Consider the following 22,173-nt stretch of genomic DNA (forward strand, 5'->3'; position numbering starts at 1 on the left):
AGTTATTTAAAACAATGTTATATTAATTTTCACCGGAAACTGGGAGAGTAATGCTAAATACCCCTAAGGAATCTCTAGACACTCCTGTTTTTAATGGTGATCTTTGATATACGGTGAAATTATCATTGGTTATAAAGCTAGACCGTCCCATTTCCGCTTCGTTACGGACCAGTAACACAATTCCTTGGTAATATTTTTCAAACTCATCCAGTTTCATTATCATGGTTCCTCTAGAAGGGTCTCCTAGAATAACTGAGTGATTGTTTATACCTCTGATGACAACAAAATGCATATACCCGTCGAAATTAACGAGAGTAATCCCAGGGACGCCGACTTCTTTAATTTTCTCCAGTCCTACTTGAAAGCCGTCAGAACGTAACCCTATGGAATCCAAGTAAAACTTCATATCCAACAAAGAAAAACCTTTCTCTTTGATTTTTTCTTTATCACCTTTTTCAAACATGCTTTTGAAGATATCTTGTTCAGATGACTCTGTTGCATAATGAAAAGTGAGAAGAGAAGCCAGGGCGGCAGAGCCACAGCTGAAGTCATACTGTTGGCGAAAAACATCACCGAACACTATTTCTTTGTAGCTTTTAACAGGAACAGAGTAATGTGCTCGGTAAGGTAGCAGTTCTAATGAAATGGCTGATGCTGAATAAACGAGCATCAGCCAAATTAAGTTATTTAATACTTTCATATTGTTTACTTGAGTGTCAGGTTAACGACGGTAGAGTTCTGGATTAAAACGTTGTTTCCGCTGTTCTGAATTACGTTGGATATACCAGAACTGTCTGCGAACGCTCCACTTGATAGTATATTGTTACCACTCACGGTGTTTGACGCGACATTATCTGACGAAATACCATTGATATCTGATTCTGCATAAACCAAGTCGAGTTCAACATTTTGTCCACCTCTTGATTCATTCATGATATCCAAGCTAACTTCTCCGCCAGATAATGCAATGTCATCAGCGAGTGCAGTGCAGGCAACTATCATACTCAAAGTACAGATTGCCAAACGCATCGCTTTCTCCTACTAGTCGGTTACTCACCCCCAGTAAACACACTTGCATTAGTTGTAACAGATTGTTGTACAAGTGAATTTGAACCAGCATTCTGACCAACGGTAGTAATACCAGCTGCACCACCAAGACCACCAAGGGTGTTCATGTTTTCAACTCGAACTCGAGTATCATCCGCGTTAGTTGCATAAATAACTGATGCACCTGTAACACCACCCATTAGGCTTGAGCTCGCAACAACCATATCTGTATCCATATGGACTTGATTGAAGCTATCAACATTTGTTGAGCTCGAGTCACTTTGATAGTTACTATTGTCGTTAAAGCTGTTCGAGTTTGTTGTGCTTGAATCAGCGTAGCTACGGTTATCACTCTGGTTACGGTTGTCGCTTTGATTACGATTATCGCTGTTATCGTTAAAGCTACTGTTGATACTAGAGTCACTGTTGTCGTTGTTGCTACGTCTTACAGTAGTACTAGAGTCGCTGTTGTCGTTGTGGCTTCTATTTGTGTTAGTACTTGAATCACTACTATCACTATTTAGGCTCACATCAAGATCAGCACTGGTACTGTTGTCGTTAGCGTTAGACGTACTATTGTCGTTGTGGCTTTGAGCTGTGTTAGTGCTCGAGTTTGAGTTGTCGCTGTTGTTATTAAAGCTGTCATCAACACCAAGAGTTGCACTGTTGTCAGTGTCGCTGTTGTCGTTGAAGCTATGACCAATACCTAGTGACGCACTATTATCGCTGTTGTCGTTGAAGCTATCACCAACACCGAGAGATGCGCTATTGTCACTGTTATCATTGAAGCTGCCAGATAAACCGATATCGGTATTAGCGCTGTCAGTCCATTGCATGTTGTCGTCTCCATCATCGATCTCATTCGCGATTAGAGAGCCACTAAATAAAATTGCTGACATTGCTAAAGCAAGCCCTGTTTTGTTTAGAGTCATAACGATTACTCCATTTCCTGTTATTCCTGATTAAAAATGACTGCACTTAACTTCTTGCTGCTTCCTTCAAATGTTGTGGGAAGCGATGAAATTATAAGAAAGGATCAGTGAAAGCTGTTCTCATTATTGAGAATGATTCAGGCTGGAAGGGAGTATTTAGGTGCGTCTCTTTAAGGTGTTAAAGAAAAAAATAACATAATCATAATGTTATTTTTTGTATTTACTTTAAGTACTCATCAAGTATGAAATGAAGCCAATATAAAGAAGTAATTCGTTCTATTGCACTGAGCGGAGCAGTCATCCATTTTTTATAAATGGTATTTTATCCAATTATTATCTTTATTATTTAATATTATAAATCATATCCTTATGCTAACACAGGTTGAAAAGTATGGATAAAAACACAACAGGTTCATACTTTTTAAGTCTTTTTCGGTGCTGAAAAGCAATGCGATATCATTCTGAAGTGCTATATTTTCTACTTAAAATGAAGATAAATTCTCTTTGCTATCCCCAATTAATTTTCTAACGGGGGTTGGTGAAACAGGTAAGTTAATGTGGTGGGACTATGGAAAAGAAGCACTTGATACTGCTAGCTGAGAGTAATTTACAAAGTAACTTAATAAAAAAACAGCTGTCTTCCATTCATGATGTCGATGTAAAGATAATGCAACCAGATGAAGTGGTGTTCAGAAGTCACTCACTCAGTATCGATTTGATGTTTATTGATTACGATTTTATGCGTCAGCTTGAAGTACAAGGAAAGTTACCAGATTTTGATCTATTTGGGTGGTCCTTTATGCTTCACAACGTCCCTTGTGAAAAAGTACAAACGGACTTACTGCATTGGAAGTTGTTAAAAGGAATTTTGCTCCGAAGTGCATCAGTGACACATATATGTGATGGCGCGGAATACGTACTGAAAGGTGGGTTGTGGCTACCAAGAATGTACCTAGAGAAGTTAGTCCTCAATTATCGGCATGCAAATTTGTCCGAAGAACAGCAGCATGATGAGTTAACATGCAGAGAAAAACAGATTCTAGAGCTACTTGTGTACGGCATTTCAAATCAACAAATTGCTTCAAGACTTTTTTTATCTGAAAGTACAGTGAAAAGCCATATATACAAGTTGTACAAAAAACTCGATGTCCATTCTCGTCATGATGCAGTTAAGTTGGTAAGAATGAACAATGGCTTAACCGAGAGAAGTTAAGTCATAATTTGTGATGCTCTTTTTATCGGGGTCTGTTCCGTTTTCACTATCTAATCTAAGCAAGGGCACTCGTATTTGAGTGCCCGTGGTTTATCTAGATTCAATAGTTGGCGTATCAGCAGGCTACATCATGCCCGTGACAAGGCCTGCTGCCACAAAAAACACGATCATCCATAGTACCGAAAGGTTGAGCTTTTTGTGTAGATAGAAACCCGCAATCACTAACGCCATGTCGATGGGAGCAACAACTGCGCTGCTAAATACTGGCTGGTAAAGTGCCGCGAGTAGCAACCCTACTACCGAGGCATTTACACCGTTGATGGCGCCGGAGACCAGCGGTTTGCCTGCCAGTGCTTGCCAGTTTTTAAGAACGCCAAGCAGTAAAAGAAACCCTGGGAGGAATACGCCAAGCGTTGCGATCAGAGCGCCTAAAATTGGCGTATCCGAAAGCTCATAACCGATAAAAGTCGCAAAGGTGAACATTGGCCCCGGTACAGCTTGTGCAGCGGCGTAGCCTGTTAAAAATGCATCTTGGCTGAGCTGGTCGCCAACAATGTTTTGCAGAAGCGGCAGCACCACATGACCGCCACCAAACACTAAACTACCAGCTTGGAAAAAATCACTAAACAGCCCAAGCAAAGGTAACGTATGAGCCACTAATGGTAAGCCGAGTAAAAGCACCGCAAATAGAGCCAATGGCGCGATAGACGGTTTAAACGGCTCGGCTGATGACGCGGAGTCTTTCTTCAGATATCGCGTACCGACAAAACCTGCTGCGATCAACACGAACATTTGCGTCATGATGCTTGGTGCCACCAGCAACGCAATCGCAGTCGCGACGCACAAACCCGCGGTCAGTTTACTTTGGCAGAAGTTTTTGTACATGCCCCAAGTCGCATCCGCCACGACGACGACTGCGAGCAGTTTTAGGCCGTGAACGATGTTTTGGAACACTGCGGTGTCGGTGATTTGGCTGCTCACCATCGCCAGCGCCAACATGATGATCACCGAAGGAAGAGTGAATCCGACAAATGCTGCGCATGCGCCACCTAAACCGCCGCGTTTATAACCTAAAGCAAAGCCAACTTGGCTTGAGCCCGGTCCCGGCAAAAACTGACTGAGTGCGACAATTTGCGCGTACTCGCTGTCATCAAGCCATTTCAGTTTCTCAACAAAGGTTTGGCGAAAATAACCAATATGAGCCGCCGGGCCGCCGAAGCTGAACCAACCCAGCCAGAAAAAAGTTTTGAATATGGTGAACATGTCGAGCCTGTTTATCTAAAAAGCATTGTTGCTAATTTATCGAATGCTCTAAAATGACTCAAATTGATGATTTTAATTTCATCTATGAATGAAATGGGATGAGGATGTTGGAGTGAAAGAGGACATTCAGTGGCGCAACATTGACTTGAACTTATTGGTGACGTTTTCCTACTTGTATCGCTATCGAAGCGTTAGCGTCGCGGCAGAGAAAAGTTACGTTAGCCAGTCGGCGATGAGTCATAGTTTGTCTCGTTTAAGGTTGTTGTTTGACGACCCGCTTTTTGAGCGAAAAGGGCACAATATGGAGCCCACCGAGCACGCTCACCACATCGCGCCAACTGTGCATCACTTGTTGGATTCTATCGCCAAAGACTTGCTCACTAAGTCTGCCTTCCAACCTGAAAATTACGCGGGTGTATGTCGCATCGGGTTAACGGATTATGCCGAGTTTATCTTTGCTCCTCGGCTTTATGACGAAATACGCCAGCGCGCCCCAGAGGCGCAGATCAGTTTTATTAACGTCAATCGTAGCAACTACGTGGCATTAACTGAGCACGAAAAGCTCGATGTCATTATTGGCAGCATGCCGGTGTTGGATGACAACTTTGAGAGCTTGTACTTGTACACCGAAAAACACGTATGCATGTGTGATAAACAGGTGTTGAAAGGGGAAACACAGCTGTCTCTGGAAGCGTTCGCGAACATCGAGCAAGCTCTGGTAAGTCCCGATGGGAGCTTAAAGACACAAGTAGACCAAAAGCTCGCAGAACATGGCTTGAGCCGCAAAGTCACCGTGGCGTCGCGCAACTTTCTCACTATTCGGCATCTATTGAAAAAGCGCGATCTCATTGCCATCGTGCCAGAAAAAATGGCGTTGGCGGAGGGCTTTTCGGACGATCTCATTACTGTTAAGCCGCCGATCGCCGTTGCGGATTTTGATATTGCCATGCTGTGGCATTCCAGCCGAAACAATGAAGACAAAGGCATTTGGCTACGCGAGTTGGTTTCTTCGACCATCACCTCTAAATGATAAACATTTGGGGCACTCATGGTGCTTAGAGTGATTTGTTGTTGAACTTCTTACTACCCGCTGAGTTATCGGCGTTACGCCGAAACAGTACTGATTGTGCAAAATGAATATCTTGGGTTAGGGGGGATGTTCCAGATTTAATTCATAAAAGGGATTAATGGAAAAGGTATCATTGAGTTGTACCACGTAGTTTAAGCTCTGTTTGAACGTATACATGAAGAGGGAGTAAGCGTCCATCTCGGTATTTTTCCACTAGTAAGTTCACTCCCTGAGTTCCCATCAACTCAGAGTGAATACGAATTGTAGACAACGGCGGAAAGGTAAAGCGAGCAGTAGGAATATCATTCATACTAATCAGCGTAATATCCTCTGGTATCTTTAAGCCAAATTCATGGATTGCACGTACTATGCCAATCGCGATGGAGTCTGAATCAATGAATACTGCTTTCGGGAAGTCACCTTTGGCTAGCATCTCTTTCGCTAAGTTATAACCGGACAAACTAGAGCAGGCACAATAGTGTATATCTTGTTCTGCGACCACGCCTTTTAGATAGCCATAGTCCAAAAACACATTTTCACGAGTGTCAGCTGCGTCGGGCTTGTTTTGACCGCCAATATAACCGATGCGGCGGTAGCCTCGTTGTACAAAGAAATCAACCACTTGCCTACTGATTCGAATAAGGTCGACATCAACGCAATCATAAGGGCAGGTTGGATCTGAAAAGTTTATGTAGCAGATGCTATCGGCTAGACGTTTAGGTAATTTATCTACTACCTTTTGGTCGACATTTCCGACTAAAAGGACACCTGTTATCTTTTTCGTTTCAACATCAATTTCACTGTTATAGCAATTGGTTAGCGTAATACCTAAATTGTCGCATTGCGTTTCAATCCCATGACGAATTGATAAGTAGTAAGGGTCATTCACCTCTGTTTCTTGTTTGTAGTTATATAAGGCTAAAAAGTGATGTTTTTGCTTAGCTTCTTTGATGCCTTTCTTCGAGCTACTGGTGCGGTACTCCAGTTTTTCTGCAATTTCCAAAATGCGGTATTTGGTTTCTTCTTTAACGCTCAACGTTGGGTCGTTGTTCAAAACCCGCGATACGGTTGCAAGTGAGACGCCCGCTTCAATGGCGATATCTTTTAGCTTTGCCATGTAAATTTCCCGTCGGCACTGCTCACTGCCCAAGTGTGAGCTCAATAATCTGACTATTTTAAACAGCTACTTAGAGATGCACAAACCTTTAGTAAGACAGTCCTAAACACTTTAAATCATCATATCAAGCCAACTTGTTTTCATGAAATAGACTCTATTGAGTAATAAATAAAGCCGTAAACGTAAGGATTATATTGCTGTAAAAATACTGAAAAACGCGACTGGTTTGGAGACTTGCTACTTGTGGTAACTCTAGTACTTAATAGAAGTCGAGCTGTTTAGAGTTTAAACAAGCAAACGTTTTATTGTTCATGTTTATGTTTTGTGTCTCATTTTATAAATAAATCAATAGGAAAGTATTCAACTCTATTTATAATCACCGCGCTTTTAAAAGCTGTCTAACAGTATGAAAAATTAGGAAATTATAATGAAAAAAGTATTGCCATTATTGGCTTTAGGTGCAGTGGTTGCTTCAGCATCAGTTCAAGCAAAAGGTAACTGGTATGTTGGTGCTGATTTGGTAAATTCAGATCTTAAAGTTAAAAGCTTGTCAAAAGATTTTTCTGCGACAGGTCTTAGCCTTGCTGTAGGTAAAGAGCTGCAATATTCAGAAAACTTCAAACTAGCTTTTGAAGGTGAGTACATATACTTTGGCGACTTTGAAGAAACATTTTCTTACATGGGGTGGCCGGTTAAATTTAGTGTTGATGCTTCTGCGTTCAATTTCAATGCGAAGCCTAAATACCAATTTGCAGGTACAGGCTTCTATGTTGGTGCGATTGCTGGCCTTGGTGTAATGAGTGTTTCTTATGAAGTGAAATCATCTAGCACTGTTACCGATGATGGTCGTGATGTAGGCTTTAACTACGGTGTTGAGGCTGGTTATGAGTTCGCTTCAGGTTTGGTTGTATCTGGTGGCTACCGTGCTTCTTCGGTAAGTATTGATGCCGAAAACGGTGGCAGCGAAGATTTTGATTTTGACAGCCTGTACGTTGGTGTTGATTACAAGTTTTAAGATCGTGTAAGCAAAAATATAGATACTAAAAAGGAGCCGTTAAGCTCCTTTTTTGATCAGATTATCAATCAACTCATAATGGTGATCTTGTACGCCTGCAAGGTTGCCATATTTGGGTTGATGGCGGTCATTTTCTTTCGCGTGTTGCCAGCCAATGGTGTGACGCACAAAATGCTCTGCAAACGCGTGGGAAACTTCCAAGCAACCTGCCAGCACGGTATCAACATAACTTTGCATGATTGGGCTCTTTGCGCATGGTGGTAGTGGCTCGTCTTTTACGTAAACCCAAATGTCATGTTCTTGGTTAAAACTCGCATCTGTTTCGATTTGATCTGGCTGAAGTTGAATACGATGATAACCTCGCTCACGGCGGTCGAATTCTGCGAGCGCTTCTTTATTCACTTCGAGTAAAACGCCATTAACCTGTCCATCGCCTTGGTTCACCACTAATGGAGAGAGGCTGTAGCTGTCGTCAATCTTCCCCCAGTAGCGAACCAACCCATGTGCTATGACGGGAATGGCTTCTCCCGTTTGTCCGGTTAATTTACGTGACGCAGAATTAATCAAACTGCCATAGCCAAATATGTACATTGTCGTTGCATCCCTTAACTGATAGTTGTGCCTCTCATGTTTATACCTAACCCGCATCTGAAGCACAACTTTACCTCTTAAGTATAATCTTAATTATAAACATGTATTTTTTATACATGTTTATGGTAGCATCAATATGTAGTTGAGTTAACCAGCATCGAGAGACGCTTGAGGGCAAGATAATGCTGAATATCACCGATAAAAAAGTAGAAGAAAAAATCCCCGCATGGCTGCGATTAGGCTTTCGGCCGTTTTTTCTGTTTGGGTCGATTTACGCCATTGTTGCGATTGCGTTGTGGGTGTGGATGTTCCAAGGCGGACAGCCAAACGCATTAGCCGTGCCTGCATTGTGGTGGCACGTACATGAAATGTTGTTCGGTTTTTCGATGGCCATTGTAGTTGGCTTTGTACTGACCGCGGTACAAAACTGGACTGGCATTAATGGTACCAAGCATTACATGCTTCTGGCTTTATTTGGCTTGTGGTTAGTGCCCCGCATATTGCTTTGGACACAAGCACCGTTATGGTTAACCAGCAGTATCGAAGCGGTATTTTTACTGTTTGTCGCCTATGAGGTGGGCATTCGTGTGTATCGAGCCAAAGGTTGGCGTAATTTGTTTTTCGTTCCACTGTTTCTTTTAGCCATCTTTGCGAACTTTGCAAGCTACGCAACGATAAAAGGTATGCCGCCGTTTAGCTCTTCAGCGGTGTGGCAAGCAATGCTGTGGTGGTTTACCTTGCTGTTGTCAGTGATGGGCGGACGTGTGATTCCATTTTTTACTGCGCGTCGATTTAATTTCGAAAAAGCGCAACCATTGGCTTGGTTAGAGTGGTTCGCGAACTTGCCATTGGTAATGCTATTTGTGCTGAGCTTTTTCCCTGTGACGTTTGCAGAACTAGGTAGTCCTTTGATGCTATTTGCAGGTGTTGCTCAGTTGGTGCGTTTCGTTCGCTGGAAACCTTGGTTAACCCTGAGCGAGCCTTTAGTGTGGTCGCTGCATGCTGCGTATTTGTGTTTACCACTAAGCTTAATTTTGCGAGGCGTCTGGGGAGATGCATTTGCCAGCCATAACCTCATTCACCTGTTTGCGATAGGTGCGTTAGGCGGTTTGATTTTAGCGATGATTACACGGGTGACGATGGGACATACTGGTCGCATGATCTACAAAGGGCCAAACATGAGCCTTGCGTTTGCAGCGATTACCGCGGCAGCTTTGGTTCGCAGTTTCGCCGTGATCTTTGATCCAGCGAACATGATACTGTGGATTGATATCAGCGGCGGATTATGGATTGTTGCGTTTGGGCTATTTGTGTGGCGCTTTGGTGTGATGCTTGTGACCCCTCGTGTGGATGGTCACCCCGGATAAGATTCTAATGTGAGTAGAGAAAAGAGGAGCCGCGTGCTCCTCTTTTGGTTTTTGTTCTTTATAGGTTTAGTGTTTATTCGTCTTCGTCGTCCGCTTTATTCGTGAGTCCCAAGCGTTTAAATAGCCACCACTCTAGACCAAAAATGACAATTAAGGCGATGCAGAACCAGGTGAATGCCATGGTGGAATCCACGCCTGGCATTCCACCAACATTGATACCGAGTAAACCTGTTAAGAAGCTGGTTGGTAGAAAAATCGTTGCTACCAAAGTAAACAGGTAACTGTTTTTATTGGTTTTCTCATCACGATGATGTTTGATCTCTTCTTGGAAAAGCGCCACTTCTCCAAGATAAAACTCAAGTGTTTCATTTATGCGCGTAATATTATTGTGTGCGAAGCGATATTGATGAGGTCTCAAAGCAATCAATTCTGATTCTGACTCCACAAGATCACGGATAGCGTACTGCTGAGGGCGAATAAAACGCTTGATAGAAATCAGTGCTTTTTGAGTCGCCATATGTTTGTACGTCGACTCATCATTCACGTCGAACTGGTTTAGTGTTTCTTCAATTGTATCAAGGTAAATGTCTATTTTACTGTTTAATCCTTCAATGATCTGATGAAGTAAACTGGCAAGACTTTTTGGGCCTTTGTGTTCCGCTAATGCTTGGCGAATCTCCATGATCGCGCGTGATGGAATTTTACGAGTTGAAATGAGTGCGCCTTGAAAGTAGAGAATTCGAATACTAAGCATATCTTCTGGTGATGCATTGCCGTTCATATTGACGCCTCGTAAAATCAACATGAAGTTCTCGTCATCTAAAGGATGGAAAGATGGTCGGCTTTCGTCGGCTAATAGATGATCAACCGTTGCACGAGGCACTTGGTTCTGCTCCAGCCAACCACGAATATCAGGATGCAGCCGTTCGCAATGGTACCAATGCTTAGCTTGAATTTGCTCTGCCGTGGTGGATTGTTGAGTTGCTTCTGGGGTTGAGAAGTCCCAATGTTCAATCATAAAACCCATTTTCTTTTCCTTGTTTGAGCCGATACCAAAATAACCTCAAGATACTTCTTTCGCGAGAATTGCATTGCCATACAGAGGCAATACTCTGAGTACGGTACTCTGAAGTCATTGATGCATTATTTTTCAAATGAGTATGATTGTATTTAACGCCAAATGTCTATGAATAGTTGTTCTTATTTGCAATCGAGTGGAGCGCACCAAGGTGTTGTGCTTAAACAACAAAACAAAAAGCCTGCAACTAAGCAGGCTTTATTGTGGGGGAAGGAGGGAGGGGAGCTGTTAGCCAACTTGAGAAAGATTAACCACTTTCTGTTGTAGCTTTTTCTTTAAATAGTCCGTTAAGGCCTGTTTTTCTTCCTCGTTCATGTAAAGACCAAGCTTAGTACGGCGCCATAAAATGTCTTCATCGGTCATTGCCATTTCATGGTTCATTAAGTAATCGATCTCACGTTGGTAAACACCACCTGCTTGTGCCGAGAACGTTTGTCCTAAGTCAGCTTCACTTGTTGTGCCTTCCATTAAGTTCCAGGTTTGGGTACCAAACTGTGTGACATAACGAAGAATCAATGCTTCTGGCGCCCAAGTGTATTTAGCGTGAATTTGCTTAGCTAATTGTTCACGACTACAGCTGAAGTTACCACCAGGAAGGGTTTGGTTGGCCGTCCAGTCTTTACCCATTTCAGGTAGGAACGGAGCAAGTTTCTTCATTGCTGCTTCACCTAACTTACGGTAGGTCGTTAACTTACCACCAAAAACAGAAAGCAGAGGTGCATGGTCGTATTCCGCATCGAGCTCTAGCGTGTAGTCTCGTGTGATTGCTTGCGGAGAGTCAGATTCATCGTCACATAAAGGACGAACACCGCTGTATGTCCAAACTACATCTTCGCGAGTCAACTGGTGGACAAAGTGTTGGTTTACGATATCAATGAGGTAATCGACTTCGTCATCTGAGATCGACACTTCACGTGGGTCACCTTTGTATTCCACATCTGTTGTACCAATGATTGAGAACTTATCTAAGTAAGGAATCATAAATACGATGCGATTGTCTTTGTTTTGAAGAATGTAGGCTTGCGGTTCGTTGTGGATACGAGGAACAACGATGTGCGAGCCTTTGATTAAGCGAATGTTACGAGGAGAGGCTTGCTCTAATCCATCATCAAAGAACTGTTTTACCCAAGGCCCCGCAGCATTGACTAACGCTTTCGCTTTACGTTCGAAACGTTGGTCTGTCATCACATCGTGAATAGTAACATGCCAGATACCACCTTCACGGTGTGCTTTTTCCACGCGGCAGTAGTTACGCACTTCAGCATGGTTTTCGCGAGCCGCAAGAACGTTCAGTAATACTAAACGTGCATCATCAACCCAACAGTCAGAGTATTCGAAACCCGTTTTCATTTCTGGTTTTAGCAAGCCAGATTTCGCAAGGTTGACGGTTTTACTGCCTTGCAGCGTCGTACGTTTACCCAAGTTATCGTAAAGGAAAAGGCCACAACGAATCATCCAAGCTGGGCGTAGGAATGGGCGATGCGGTAAACGGAAACGCATTGGTAGTGCGACGTGTGGTGCCTTACGAAGAATAACCTCACGCTCTGCGAGCGCTTCCGAAACTAAACGAAACTCGTAGTGTTCAAGGTAGCGTAAACCGCCGTGTATCAGTTTAGAACTTGCTGAAGAAGTCGCAGATGCGAAGTCATTTGCTTCGTATAAGCCAACACTCAAACCTCGGCCAGCTGCGTCTGCTGCAATACCAGCTCCGTTAATGCCGCCACCGATTACGATCAAGTCTAAGGTAGTGGATGAGCTAGTAGTGGAAGCATTATTTTGTATACTCATAAATTTGACCTCTTGGTGAGCGAACGAGCATTTTAGAACATAATGCAATCCTAGCTCAGGTTTCGTTTGTGATCATCTATTATTTTCGTTTGTGAGCGTTTTGTGTGATTTAGACACAAAAAAACCTCTGTCTAATTAAGACAGAGGTCATTTGAGGGGGAATTATACGATTGACGTTACTCGTTTTCGGAGTTTGATTCGTTAGCTTCAACCACTTCAAGTGGGATAGAAGCTTCCTTCAAAATTGACAAGATTTCTTCTGGTGGCTGCTTATTGGTAAAGATCATGTTGAGCTGTGCAATATTGCCTAGTTTCACCATAGCATTGCGCCCGAACTTGGTGTGGTCTACGGCAAGAAATACACTACGGCTATTGTCAATGATCGCTTGTTTGACCCGGACTTCGTGGTAATCAAAGTCTAATAGCGAGCCATCGAAGTCGATACCGCTAATGCCGAGAATACCAAAGTCGAGACGGAACTGTTTAACGAAATCGAGGGTAGCCTCGCCAACAATACCGCCGTCTCTGCTGCGGACTTCTCCACCCGCTAAGATGACTTTGATTTCAGGGTTAGGGAAAAGAATGGTCGCAACATTGATGTTGTTGGTGACAACACGCAACTGTTTATGATTTTTATTGAGCGCTCGCGCAACTGCTTCTGGTGTGGTGCCGATATCGATGAATAGTGTGGCACCATCTGGAATGTGTTTGACTACCTCGTCTGCAATGACATCTTTTTCATTGAAGTTGAGCGCTTTACGCGTGTTGTAAGATGTGTTTTCAGAACTGAGAGGAATAGTGGCTCCACCGTGATAACGACGAATTTTGTTGTCATCGGCGAGTTCATTGAGATCGCGTCGGATGGTTTGTGGGCTGACATTGAATCTTTCTACCAACTCATCCGTGCTGACATAGCCTTGTTTTTTCACCAGCTCAACAATCTGCTGGTGTCGAGGTATTTGCTTCACTTACCACTCCCTTGTGCATTGGTAACGGCCAATGCTTCAAATTCGAAGCTCTATTGTGCTCGAATTTGCTCGTTGTGAGAAGTAAGCGAGTTCAGGAATCGGGGATAAAGCGCAAAAAGAGCGCACAAATGGCGCTCTTTTTTTCTTATGGAGATGAGATTAATCTTCTTCGTCGTGAAGTTCAGACCAGGTTTGTGCACATTTCACTGCACGTTTCCAGCCCTTGTAACGACGATTGCGTTTTTCTTCATCATCGTGTGGCTCAAAGGTGCGATCAAGTACCGCTTTATTCTGCAACTCATCAATGTTATCCCAGTAACCAACTGCAAGGCCGGCAAGGTAGGCTGCACCAAGAGCGGTAACCTCAGTTACTTGAGGGCGGTGTACTTCTGTGTTCAATACATCGGATTGGAATTGCATGAGGAAGTTGTTCGCTACTGCACCACCATCGACGCGAAGGTTCGCAAGCTTAATGCCTGAGTCAGCTTGCATCGCATCCAGTACGTCACGAGTTTGATAAGCGATGCCTTCCAATGTTGCACGGATGATATGGTTTGAATTCACACCGCGAGTAAGGCCGACAATCGTGCCACGTGCGTAGGCATCCCAGTATGGAGCGCCTAAACCAGTAAATGCAGGCACGACATAAACGCCGTTTGATGTATCCACTTTTGTCGCGAAGTATTCAGAGTCTTCTGCACCGTTTAGGATTTTCAATTCATCGCGTAGCCATTGGATAGAAGCTCCACCCATGAATACGGCACCTTCAAGTGCATAAGCTGGTTCGCCTGCAGGACCACAAGCCAAAGTTGTTAGAAGACCATGTGTCGAAGTGACTTTTTCTTGGCCCGTATTCATTAGCAAGAAACAACCCGTACCGTAAGTGTTTTTCGCTTGACCCGCTTCAACACACATTTGGCCGTAAAGCGCCGCTTGTTGGTCACCTGCGATTCCAGAAATAGGAATACGAGTACCGCCTTTACCACCGATGTTGGTTTTACCGTAAATTTCCGATGAGCGCTTCACTTCTGGCATCATAGATGCTGGGATGCCAAGCTCATCTAACATTTTTTGATCCCAACATAGATCGTTGATGTTAAACAGCATGGTACGCGATGCGTTAGTGTAGTCGGTTACGTGAACGCGACCTTGAGTCATCTTCCAAACTAACCAAGTATCGACAGTACCAAACAACAGCTTACCTGCTTCTGCGTCTTCTCGTGCGCCTTCAACATTGTCCAGAATCCATTTAACTTTGGTACCTGAGAAGTAAGGGTCAAGCACCAAACCAGTGTTGTCACGTACATAGTTTTCGAGACCGCGTGCTTTTAAATCTTCACAGATATCAGCAGTACGGCGACATTGCCATACGATCGCATTGTAAACGGGTTTACCTGTTTCTTTATTCCAGACGATGGTCGTTTCACGCTGGTTAGTAATACCGATAGCCGCTAATTGGTCGCTACGGATACCAGACTTAGCTAGAGCTTCTACTAAGGTAGAGCTTTGTGTTGCCCAGATCTCCATTGGATCATGTTCAACCCAACCAGCTTCTGGATAAATCTGAGTAAATTCGCGTTGCGCGACGCTTACGATGTTCGCATCATGATCAAGAATCACTGCGCGAGAGCTTGTTGTACCTTGGTCTAGGGCAACAATGTATTTTTGCTCAGTCATGGTAAGAATCCTTTTGTTTCGTTATTTATATTTTAGTAAATGTTCGAGTTACGTCAGTTTTAAGCTCTAGCTTCTTCTGTTTCTTCTTCCGTCTCACATTGGTTTGGAATCGTACAACCGTGGCCTTGTTGTGGAAGGTAAGCTGCAATCGCTTTTGGATACAACCAACCACCAAAACACGCACCTGCAATCGGAGCAAGTAAAGGCACGATAAAGTAAGGAATGTCTTGAGCACCTGTCAGAGCGTAATCCCAACCTGCGAAGTAAGCGAACAGCTTCGGTCCAAAGTCACGAGCAGGGTTCATCGCAAAGCCTGTTAGTGGGCCAAGTGAACCACCGATGACGGCAATCAAAATACCGATCAATAGAGGGTTCATTGCGCCACGTACCGCGCCGTTATTTTCATCGCCCAGAGCCAGAATCGCAAACATCAGCACAGCAGTGATAACGAATTCCACAGCAAAAGCACCAAAGAAAGAGAGGGAGGCATGCGGATAGGTTGAGAAGATACCAGCAGTTGCTAGTGCATCTTGGCTGCTGCGAACGAAGTTATGAGCGATTTCGTAGTCGGTGAAAAGGTTGCTGTATAAGCTGTATACCAATGCAGCAGAACAGAATGCCCCAAGCATTTGAGCGATAATGTATGGCACCACTTTCGCCTTATCAAAACCATGGAACATAGCAAGTGCGATGGTAACGGCAGGGTTGATGTGTGCACCAGAGACGCCAGCCGTACAGTAAATAGCGATGGCGACACCGAAGCCCCATACAATACTGATTTCCCATTGTCCAAATGATGCGCCTGTTAGAACTAAGGCTGCAACACAGCCTACGCCGAAGAAAATAAGTAGTCCTGTACCGATAAACTCGGCCAAACATTCTCCAAGCAGAGAGGGGTGTTTGTTCGTTGTCATGTTAAAAGTCCTTTGATCATTTTTGCCTGTCTAGCACGATACTATTGTGCATATATAAACGTTTGCGAAAACAAACGAGCGTTAAAAATGAGCGTTTGAGCATAAATTTGTTAATCAAAGTCTTCGTTTTTGTTAAATGGCGCATCTTTTAACCGGAAAAGAACACAACGAAAATAATTTATTTGTCACGAGGCCAGTGTTGAGAGCGCTCAAATTACCGATGTGAAAAAGAATGCACAACTGGTAAGAGGAGTTTTGTGAAGCTGCTACGTGCTTGGAGACTTATTGCACAGAACTTGTGTAGCAATTCACCCTAAAGGAGTAGCGGAATGTCAAATGTATCAAGGGATAGCAGTGATATAAAAAATACGCTGTCATGTTTGGACTTTTAGAAAAAATCGTCATCCCATTGGTACCAATAGGATGAGTTGAGAAGAGAATAAACGCTGTTAATGTCTTGTGTTTGTGAATCATTGCTTCGGCTTGTATTCAAATAAAAATTGTTTTTTTTATTTCGTTTGATGCTAAACGTGATCGTTTTTCAGCTTTTTAGTTATTAGTTGGTTCGGAGCGAGTAGGGCAGGCGTAAATCGCCCTTTTTACGGTTAGTTTATGTTCTAATTCGAGCCTTTGTTTCAAAGGTTTCGAATTGGAATGCTCAAGTGAGAGGTTTGAACATCAGTTTCATATTAACGAATCTTGAGTAAAGTTGAACGATGATCTAATTAATGCTCATATAATTTACTGTATTTACTTATATTTAATCCATGTGCAACATTTGTCACAGAAATAAAATCCTAACTCCATACAATTCATGAACTTTCGAACGAATATTTATTTTGTTTCGTTCGCTCCTTTTGTGTTTTTACCATCGCATACAAAATAATGAGGTTCCTATGTTTGGAATATTCAAACCTAAGGCGCACATTGATCGTCTGTCCCCTGGCAGCATCGATAGCACCTACTCTCGCCTCCGTTGGCAACTCTTTATCGGTATCTTTGTTGGCTACGCCGGTTACTATCTAGTTCGTAAAAACTTCAGTTTGGCGATGCCTTATCTTATCGAGCAAGGCTTTAGCCGCGGAGACTTAGGTGTCGCCTTGGCAGCTGTTTCCATTGCATATGGTCTCTCTAAGTTTCTAATGGGCAGCGTTTCAGACCGCTCCAACCCTCGCTATTTCCTTAGTGGCGGCCTATTGATGTCTGCATTAGTGATGTTTTGCTTTGGCTTTATGCCATGGGCGACTGGTAGCGTCACTGCGATGTTCATTTTGCTTTTCTTAAACGGTTGGTTCCAAGGGATGGGGTGGCCTGCTTGTGGCCGAACCATGGTGCACTGGTGGTCACGTAAAGAGCGTGGTGAGATCGTTTCGGTTTGGAACGTGGCGCACAACGTGGGTGGCGGTTTGATTGGTCCACTATTTATTCTTGGCCTGTGGGCATTTAATGATGATTGGCGCACTGCATTTTATGTTCCTGCATTTTTCGCCACGTTGGTTGCTGTGTTTGTTTGGATGACGGTTCGCGATACCCCTCAGTCTTGTGGTCTGCCTCCTATTGAAGAATACAAAGACGATTACCCAGATGACTATGACAAGTCCCATGAACAAGAAATGACAGCGAAGGAAATCTTCTTCAAATACGTCTTCAACAACAAACTTCTTTGGTCGATTGCAATTGCAAACGCATTTGTTTACCTAATTCGTTACGGCGTACTGGACTGGGCACCTGTTTACCTAAAAGAAGCGAAGGATTTCTCGGTAGATAAATCGTCATGGGCTTATTTCTTATACGAATGGGCTGGCATTCCAGGAACACTATTGTGTGGTTGGATCTCTGACAAATTGTTCAAAGGTCGTCGTGCACCTGCTGGTATCTTATTTATGGTGTTAGTGACAGTTGCAGTGATGGTTTATTGGTTTAACCCTGCAGGCAACCCAACAGTAGATATGATGGCGCTTATTGCAATTGGCTTCCTAATCTATGGTCCGGTTATGCTGATCGGTTTGTACGCACTTGAACTCGCTCCGAAGAAAGCCGCAGGTACTGCCGCTGGTCTTACTGGTTTGTTTGGATACCTGGGTGGGGCAGTTGCCGCAAACGCGATTTTGGGCTACACCGTAGACCACTTTGGCTGGGATGGTGGCTTTATCATCTTAGTGGGTTCTTGTATTACTTCTATCGTGTGTTTGATGTACGCCTTCTTAGGTGAACGTGCGCACCACGAGCAAAAAGAGCGCGAGAAGGAAGCGCTAGCGTAATATTTATTTAAAGAGGCAGTGGAATACTGCCTCTTCGCTTTATCAAGGAAATAACAATGAAAACAAAGTCAGTATGTCTTACTTTTTTAGCACTTAGCCTCTCTGCTGGTGCGATTGCGAAGCCGCTTGTCATTGCGCATCGTGGTGCATCGGGCTACTTGCCTGAGCACACGCTAGAAGCCAAAGCACTTGCTTACGCAATGAAACCTGACTACATAGAGCAAGATGTGGTAATGACGAAAGATGACCAGTTGGTCGTGTTGCATGACCATTATCTCGATCGCGTAACGGATGTTGCGGAGCGTTTTCCTGATCGTGCACGTAAAGATGGTCGTTATTATGCGATTGATTTCACTCTGGCGGAAATCAAATCCTTGCGAGTAACTGAAGGCTTTAATATCGATGACAAAGGCAACAAAGTAGCGGGCTATCCAACCCGATTCCCTATGTGGAAATCTGATTTCACCGTGCCGACGTTTGCTGAAGAGATTGAGCTGATCCAAGGCTTAAACAAAACGCTGGGTTATGACATCGGTATTTACCCAGAAATTAAAGCGCCTTGGTTCCATCGTCATGAAGATAAGGACATTTCTAAAGCAGTACTTAAAGTCTTGAAGCAGTACGGTTACGGCTCTCAAGACGACAAAGTCTACCTTCAGTGTTTTGATGCGAATGAACTTCAACGCATCAACAGTGAACTCATGCCTGCAATGGACATGGACTTAAAGCTCGTTCAGCTTATGGCTTACACGGACTGGAACGAAACTATGGTGTACAAAGGCGACAAGGCAACACCATACAGTTATGACTGGATGTTCGAAGCCGACGGAATGAAGAAAGTAGCGAGTTACGCGGAAGGAATTGGACCTTGGAAGCCGATGCTGGTGGATGATAAGTCAACCAAAGACAATATCATCATCAAGCCGTTGATGAAGGCTGCAAAAGACGCTGGCTTGCAAGTGCATCCATACACGTTCCGCGCCGATCCAGGACGCATTCCAGCGTACACTGACAGCTTTGAAGGCATGATGGATGTGTACTACAACCAAGTAAAAGTGGATGGTTTGTTTACTGATTTCCCAGATAAAGCGGTCAGCTTTTTAAATCAGTAATCACGCATTTTTCTTTAAGCTAAAAAATCCCCCAACAGTTTCCTGCTGGGGGATTTTTCTTAACTATTTATTAGTTGTTTTTATGCAGTTCGCTGTTCAGTTCAACCGCGCTCTTGTTAGCAAGACATTCGATTTGACCTGTTACAGAGTTACGACGGAACAGTAGGTCAGAAACTCCAGCAAGATCGCGTGCTTTCACCACTTCGACTTCTTGACCGTCAGAATCTAGCATGCGTACTTTAGAACCAGCAGTTACGTACAGACCTGATTCGATAGTACAACGGTCACCCATTGGGAAACCAAGACCTGCGTTCGCGCCTAGTAGCGAGTTTTCACCGATAGAAACCACAACTTTACCGCCGCCAGATAGCGTACCCATGATAGATGCGCCGCCGCCGATGTCAGAGCCGTTACCAACCACTACGCCAGCAGAGATACGACCTTCAACCATGCTTACGCCTGTTGTACCCGCGTTGAAGTTGATGAAGCCTTCGTGCATTACTGTTGTGCCTTCGCCAACGTGTGCGCCAAGACGTACGCGAGAAGTATCAGCGATACGAACGCCAGTTGGTACCACGTAGTCCACCATTTTAGGGAACTTGTCTACGCAATCTACGCTTAGTGCACGACCCGCTAGGCGAGCTTCGATTTGACGCTCTGCTAGTTCAGGTAGATCGATTGGACCTTCGTTAGTCCATGCGATGTTGTGCAGTAGACCGAAGATGCCGTCTAGTACCGTGCCGTGTGGTTGAACTAGGCGGTTAGAGATAAGTTGAAGCTTTAGGAAGCCTTCAGCAACGCTTTGTGGTTGTTCGTCAGTTGCAAGGATAACCAGTACAAGTGGTTGTGCTGATTCTGCTGCTTTTGCTGCGAAAGATGCGTTTGCCGCATCGCCGTTTGCTTCAAATGCTGCTGCCAGTTCTGCGCTTTGTGCTGCAGAGATCTCGATAGCTTGGTTGCCTTGCTCGTAACCTGCTACTGCTGCTAGTGCGTTAACAAGCGCTTCGCTTGGGTTAAGAACTGGGTTTGGGAAAAACGCTTCGATGATTTTGCCGTCGCGGTTTTTAGTTGCCGTACCAAAGGCTAGAGAGAAGAAAGCCATAGTTGATCTCCATGTGTTGAGTCTTGTGTCTCGTCTGTTCACTGACAAGAAATAATTAAGTTGTCAGTCATCATAAAGAGAGTGTTGGGGAGTTTAAAGAGGGGAAATGGAGAAAGTCCGTAGATGGATACCTTTTGTCTTTTTAGAGATATGTTTGTCTGATGAGAAATGTGGCTACGAGGTGGTCTATTGGGGGAGTTTTGCTGAAACGATAGAAGGCAGTTTCTTGTCTCGGCTCTAGAAAGAAAGGGCGTTTTCCTATTCTGGCGAGTTCTTTCGAGATACAGAGGTATGTTTTTAATTGTTTAGAACAAGGTGTCGTATAAGTTCAAATAAATTTGGCGCAAGCTTGAGGCGGCTCGGTTTTGAGATAAATAATTCTTTATATTCATATTGATTCATATTAAGGTTGATCTACGTTTTTAAGCATTTTCAATGAGATCAGTATGGGTAAAAAAGTCGTTACGGTTACAACGTCTGAGCTGGAAAGAGATTTGTTTAATGTGACTGGTGATAAGTTATTCGCTTCCAAGCAAGCTTCGCAATTTCAAATATTTTATGCAGGTTCAGTGATAGATTCTATTAAGTATAAGAGAGGGGTGATATCCAAAGATGATCTTTTACTTAATCAACATATAAGGTGGGAGCATAATAAGGCCCATAGTTATCGCTTGGCCAAAAACATCCTTAAAAAAACAGGGCAATGTCGTCCTAAGAATGTAGCTGCTCATCATATTGTATCATGGAAAGACATTAGAGCTGCAAAGTCCAGAATGAGGCTATCAGCATTTCGAATCGATATAGATAGTGCGGAAAATGGTGTATTTTTACCAAGATGGAATAAACATGTGCCCCATTCGCAAATGGTTGAAGCTTATTCTCACTCCTGTATCCATACTTCATTTTACTATTTGAACGTTGAACATTTACTTGAAAATACGATTGCTCAGGATGCAGATAGAGAAGATATCGTTGAGGTTTTAGAGGATATTGGAGACGACTTGAAAATGGGCATGTTTCCAATAACCAGAAAAATAAGGGCGAATGAAATTGCAGTTTAAAAAACAAACTTTTACTAAGGTATTTGGTATTCAGCCAGATGTGGATAAATATTTATATCTAGAGCACACGAGCCTATTGGGTTTAGACGACGTGAATAATGAAGTTTTACCAATATTCGATGGAGCTTCAAAAATATCAACTTGGCAACCATTGACACTTGATTGGCTCCGGCATGATGATTCCGATGACTTAATAAAACCAATGATTGCTGCCTGGGGTAGCTGTACGTACGTAGTTCGCCATGATATTGCTAGCTTGTTCAAAGATACGCTCGGAGATTGTTGTGAATTCCTACCTGTAAATGTGGATAACTCCATTTGGTATGCACTTAATGTGACTTCTAAATTGGATGCATTACATACTGAACTGTGCGAGATAAACTACAAGCCAAATGGCAGAGTTCATAGAACTAGACCATATAAGCGTTTTGTTATTGATCGTGCTAAAGTTTCAACCCCGAGGCTCTTCAAATTAAGTGGTTCTCCAATAAGCATCTATACTTCAAATACCGACAATAGCTTTTTAAATCTAGTGACTAAAAACGAGTTTACCGGGGTTAGTTTTTATGAAGTAGAGAGTGTTTAACTTCAGGAATAA

At 43.4% G+C, this 22,173-nt stretch carries 20 protein-coding genes; 8 read left to right on the plus strand and 12 right to left on the minus strand.

The window, feature by feature from the left end; genetic code table 11:
* Nucleotides 1-22: 22 nt before the first annotated feature.
* The 3 genes from J4N40_RS03690 to J4N40_RS03700 are packed head-to-tail and all read right to left on the minus strand — an operon-like array spanning nt 23 to nt 1,979.
* Nucleotides 23-700, minus strand: coding sequence for a C39 family peptidase (locus J4N40_RS03690; RefSeq protein WP_005380165.1), 678 nt, complete (start codon nt 698-700; stop codon nt 23-25).
* Nucleotides 701-705: 5 nt separating this feature from the next.
* On the minus strand, nt 706-1,029 hold the full coding sequence (locus J4N40_RS03695; protein WP_005380167.1) for a hypothetical protein: 324 nt from the start codon (nt 1,027-1,029) through the stop codon (nt 706-708).
* Nucleotides 1,030-1,049: 20 nt separating this feature from the next.
* On the minus strand, nt 1,050-1,979 hold the full coding sequence (locus tag J4N40_RS03700) for a hypothetical protein (protein WP_005391691.1): 930 nt from the start codon (nt 1,977-1,979) through the stop codon (nt 1,050-1,052).
* Between the two features lie 568 nt (nt 1,980-2,547).
* On the opposite strand from J4N40_RS03700, the gene J4N40_RS03705 reads away from it, so the two are divergent.
* The gene (locus J4N40_RS03705; RefSeq protein WP_005380169.1) at nt 2,548-3,192 is read left to right on the plus strand and encodes a helix-turn-helix transcriptional regulator; all 645 of its coding nucleotides are present in this window, start codon (nt 2,548-2,550) and stop codon (nt 3,190-3,192) included.
* A 123-nt stretch (nt 3,193-3,315) separates the two neighbouring features.
* Here the strand turns inward: J4N40_RS03705 and chrA are convergent, their stop codons facing one another.
* Nucleotides 3,316-4,455, minus strand: coding sequence for a chromate efflux transporter (gene chrA, locus J4N40_RS03710; protein WP_017820434.1), 1,140 nt, complete (start codon nt 4,453-4,455; stop codon nt 3,316-3,318).
* Between the two features lie 112 nt (nt 4,456-4,567).
* Between chrA and J4N40_RS03715 the strand changes: the two genes are divergently transcribed.
* Nucleotides 4,568-5,485, plus strand: a complete 918-nt coding sequence (locus J4N40_RS03715; protein WP_021034022.1) for a LysR family transcriptional regulator — start codon at nt 4,568-4,570, stop codon at nt 5,483-5,485.
* Nucleotides 5,486-5,654: 169 nt separating this feature from the next.
* Here the strand turns inward: J4N40_RS03715 and ebgR are convergent, their stop codons facing one another.
* Complete coding sequence (gene ebgR, locus J4N40_RS03720) at nt 5,655-6,641, minus strand: transcriptional regulator EbgR (RefSeq protein ID WP_115386269.1); 987 nt, start codon at nt 6,639-6,641, stop codon at nt 5,655-5,657.
* A 427-nt stretch (nt 6,642-7,068) separates the two neighbouring features.
* Between ebgR and J4N40_RS03725 the strand changes: the two genes are divergently transcribed.
* Nucleotides 7,069-7,656, plus strand: a complete 588-nt coding sequence (locus tag J4N40_RS03725; RefSeq protein ID WP_017636001.1) for an outer membrane beta-barrel protein — start codon at nt 7,069-7,071, stop codon at nt 7,654-7,656.
* A 39-nt stretch (nt 7,657-7,695) separates the two neighbouring features.
* Here the strand turns inward: J4N40_RS03725 and J4N40_RS03730 are convergent, their stop codons facing one another.
* Entirely contained in the window at nt 7,696-8,247 is a 552-nt protein-coding gene (locus tag J4N40_RS03730) for a gamma-glutamylcyclotransferase family protein (protein ID WP_042521366.1), read from the minus strand.
* A gap of 182 nt (nt 8,248-8,429) precedes the next feature.
* Between J4N40_RS03730 and J4N40_RS03735 the strand changes: the two genes are divergently transcribed.
* On the plus strand, nt 8,430-9,614 hold the full coding sequence (locus tag J4N40_RS03735; RefSeq protein WP_115386268.1) for an NnrS family protein: 1,185 nt from the start codon (nt 8,430-8,432) through the stop codon (nt 9,612-9,614).
* A gap of 73 nt (nt 9,615-9,687) precedes the next feature.
* Here the strand turns inward: J4N40_RS03735 and J4N40_RS03740 are convergent, their stop codons facing one another.
* The 5 genes from J4N40_RS03740 to J4N40_RS03760 all read right to left on the minus strand — a co-directional run bounded on the left by J4N40_RS03740 (nt 9,688) and on the right by J4N40_RS03760 (nt 16,039).
* Entirely contained in the window at nt 9,688-10,641 is a 954-nt protein-coding gene (locus tag J4N40_RS03740) for a CorA family divalent cation transporter (RefSeq protein ID WP_005380188.1), read from the minus strand.
* 279 nt (nt 10,642-10,920) lie between these two features.
* The gene (gene glpD, locus J4N40_RS03745; RefSeq protein WP_017636005.1) at nt 10,921-12,480 is read right to left on the minus strand and encodes a glycerol-3-phosphate dehydrogenase; all 1,560 of its coding nucleotides are present in this window, start codon (nt 12,478-12,480) and stop codon (nt 10,921-10,923) included.
* Nucleotides 12,481-12,656: 176 nt separating this feature from the next.
* Nucleotides 12,657-13,448, minus strand: a complete 792-nt coding sequence (locus tag J4N40_RS03750; RefSeq protein WP_005380192.1) for a DeoR/GlpR family transcriptional regulator — start codon at nt 13,446-13,448, stop codon at nt 12,657-12,659.
* Nucleotides 13,449-13,607: 159 nt separating this feature from the next.
* Nucleotides 13,608-15,125, minus strand: coding sequence for a glycerol kinase GlpK (gene glpK / locus J4N40_RS03755; RefSeq protein WP_115386267.1), 1,518 nt, complete (start codon nt 15,123-15,125; stop codon nt 13,608-13,610).
* Between the two features lie 59 nt (nt 15,126-15,184).
* Nucleotides 15,185-16,039, minus strand: a complete 855-nt coding sequence (locus tag J4N40_RS03760; RefSeq protein WP_250654374.1) for an MIP/aquaporin family protein — start codon at nt 16,037-16,039, stop codon at nt 15,185-15,187.
* 896 nt (nt 16,040-16,935) lie between these two features.
* Here J4N40_RS03760 and glpT point away from each other — a divergent pair.
* Nucleotides 16,936-18,300: a glycerol-3-phosphate transporter gene (gene glpT, locus J4N40_RS03765; RefSeq protein WP_005380199.1), complete on the plus strand. Its 1,365-nt coding sequence runs from the start codon at nt 16,936-16,938 to the stop codon at nt 18,298-18,300.
* A gap of 56 nt (nt 18,301-18,356) precedes the next feature.
* Entirely contained in the window at nt 18,357-19,412 is a 1,056-nt protein-coding gene (gene glpQ, locus J4N40_RS03770; RefSeq protein ID WP_250654375.1) for a glycerophosphodiester phosphodiesterase, read from the plus strand.
* A 70-nt stretch (nt 19,413-19,482) separates the two neighbouring features.
* Here the strand turns inward: glpQ and dapD are convergent, their stop codons facing one another.
* A complete protein-coding gene (gene dapD / locus J4N40_RS03775) occupies nt 19,483-20,514 on the minus strand; it encodes a 2,3,4,5-tetrahydropyridine-2,6-dicarboxylate N-succinyltransferase (RefSeq protein WP_025768219.1) in 1,032 nt (343 codons plus the stop codon).
* Nucleotides 20,515-20,960: 446 nt separating this feature from the next.
* Between dapD and J4N40_RS03780 the strand changes: the two genes are divergently transcribed.
* Both J4N40_RS03780 and J4N40_RS03785 read left to right on the plus strand, forming a co-directional pair.
* Nucleotides 20,961-21,575: an AHH domain-containing protein gene (locus tag J4N40_RS03780; RefSeq protein ID WP_033905557.1), complete on the plus strand. Its 615-nt coding sequence runs from the start codon at nt 20,961-20,963 to the stop codon at nt 21,573-21,575.
* The gene (locus J4N40_RS03785) at nt 21,559-22,161 is read left to right on the plus strand and encodes a hypothetical protein (RefSeq protein WP_064354255.1); all 603 of its coding nucleotides are present in this window, start codon (nt 21,559-21,561) and stop codon (nt 22,159-22,161) included. Before J4N40_RS03780 ends, J4N40_RS03785 begins: the two co-directional genes overlap by 17 nt.
* The last annotated feature ends 12 nt before the right edge of the window (nt 22,162-22,173 follow it).

Origin of the sequence: Vibrio sp. SCSIO 43097 (assembly GCF_023650755.1) — a bacterium.
Lineage (GTDB): Bacteria > Pseudomonadota > Gammaproteobacteria > Enterobacterales > Vibrionaceae > Vibrio > Vibrio alginolyticus.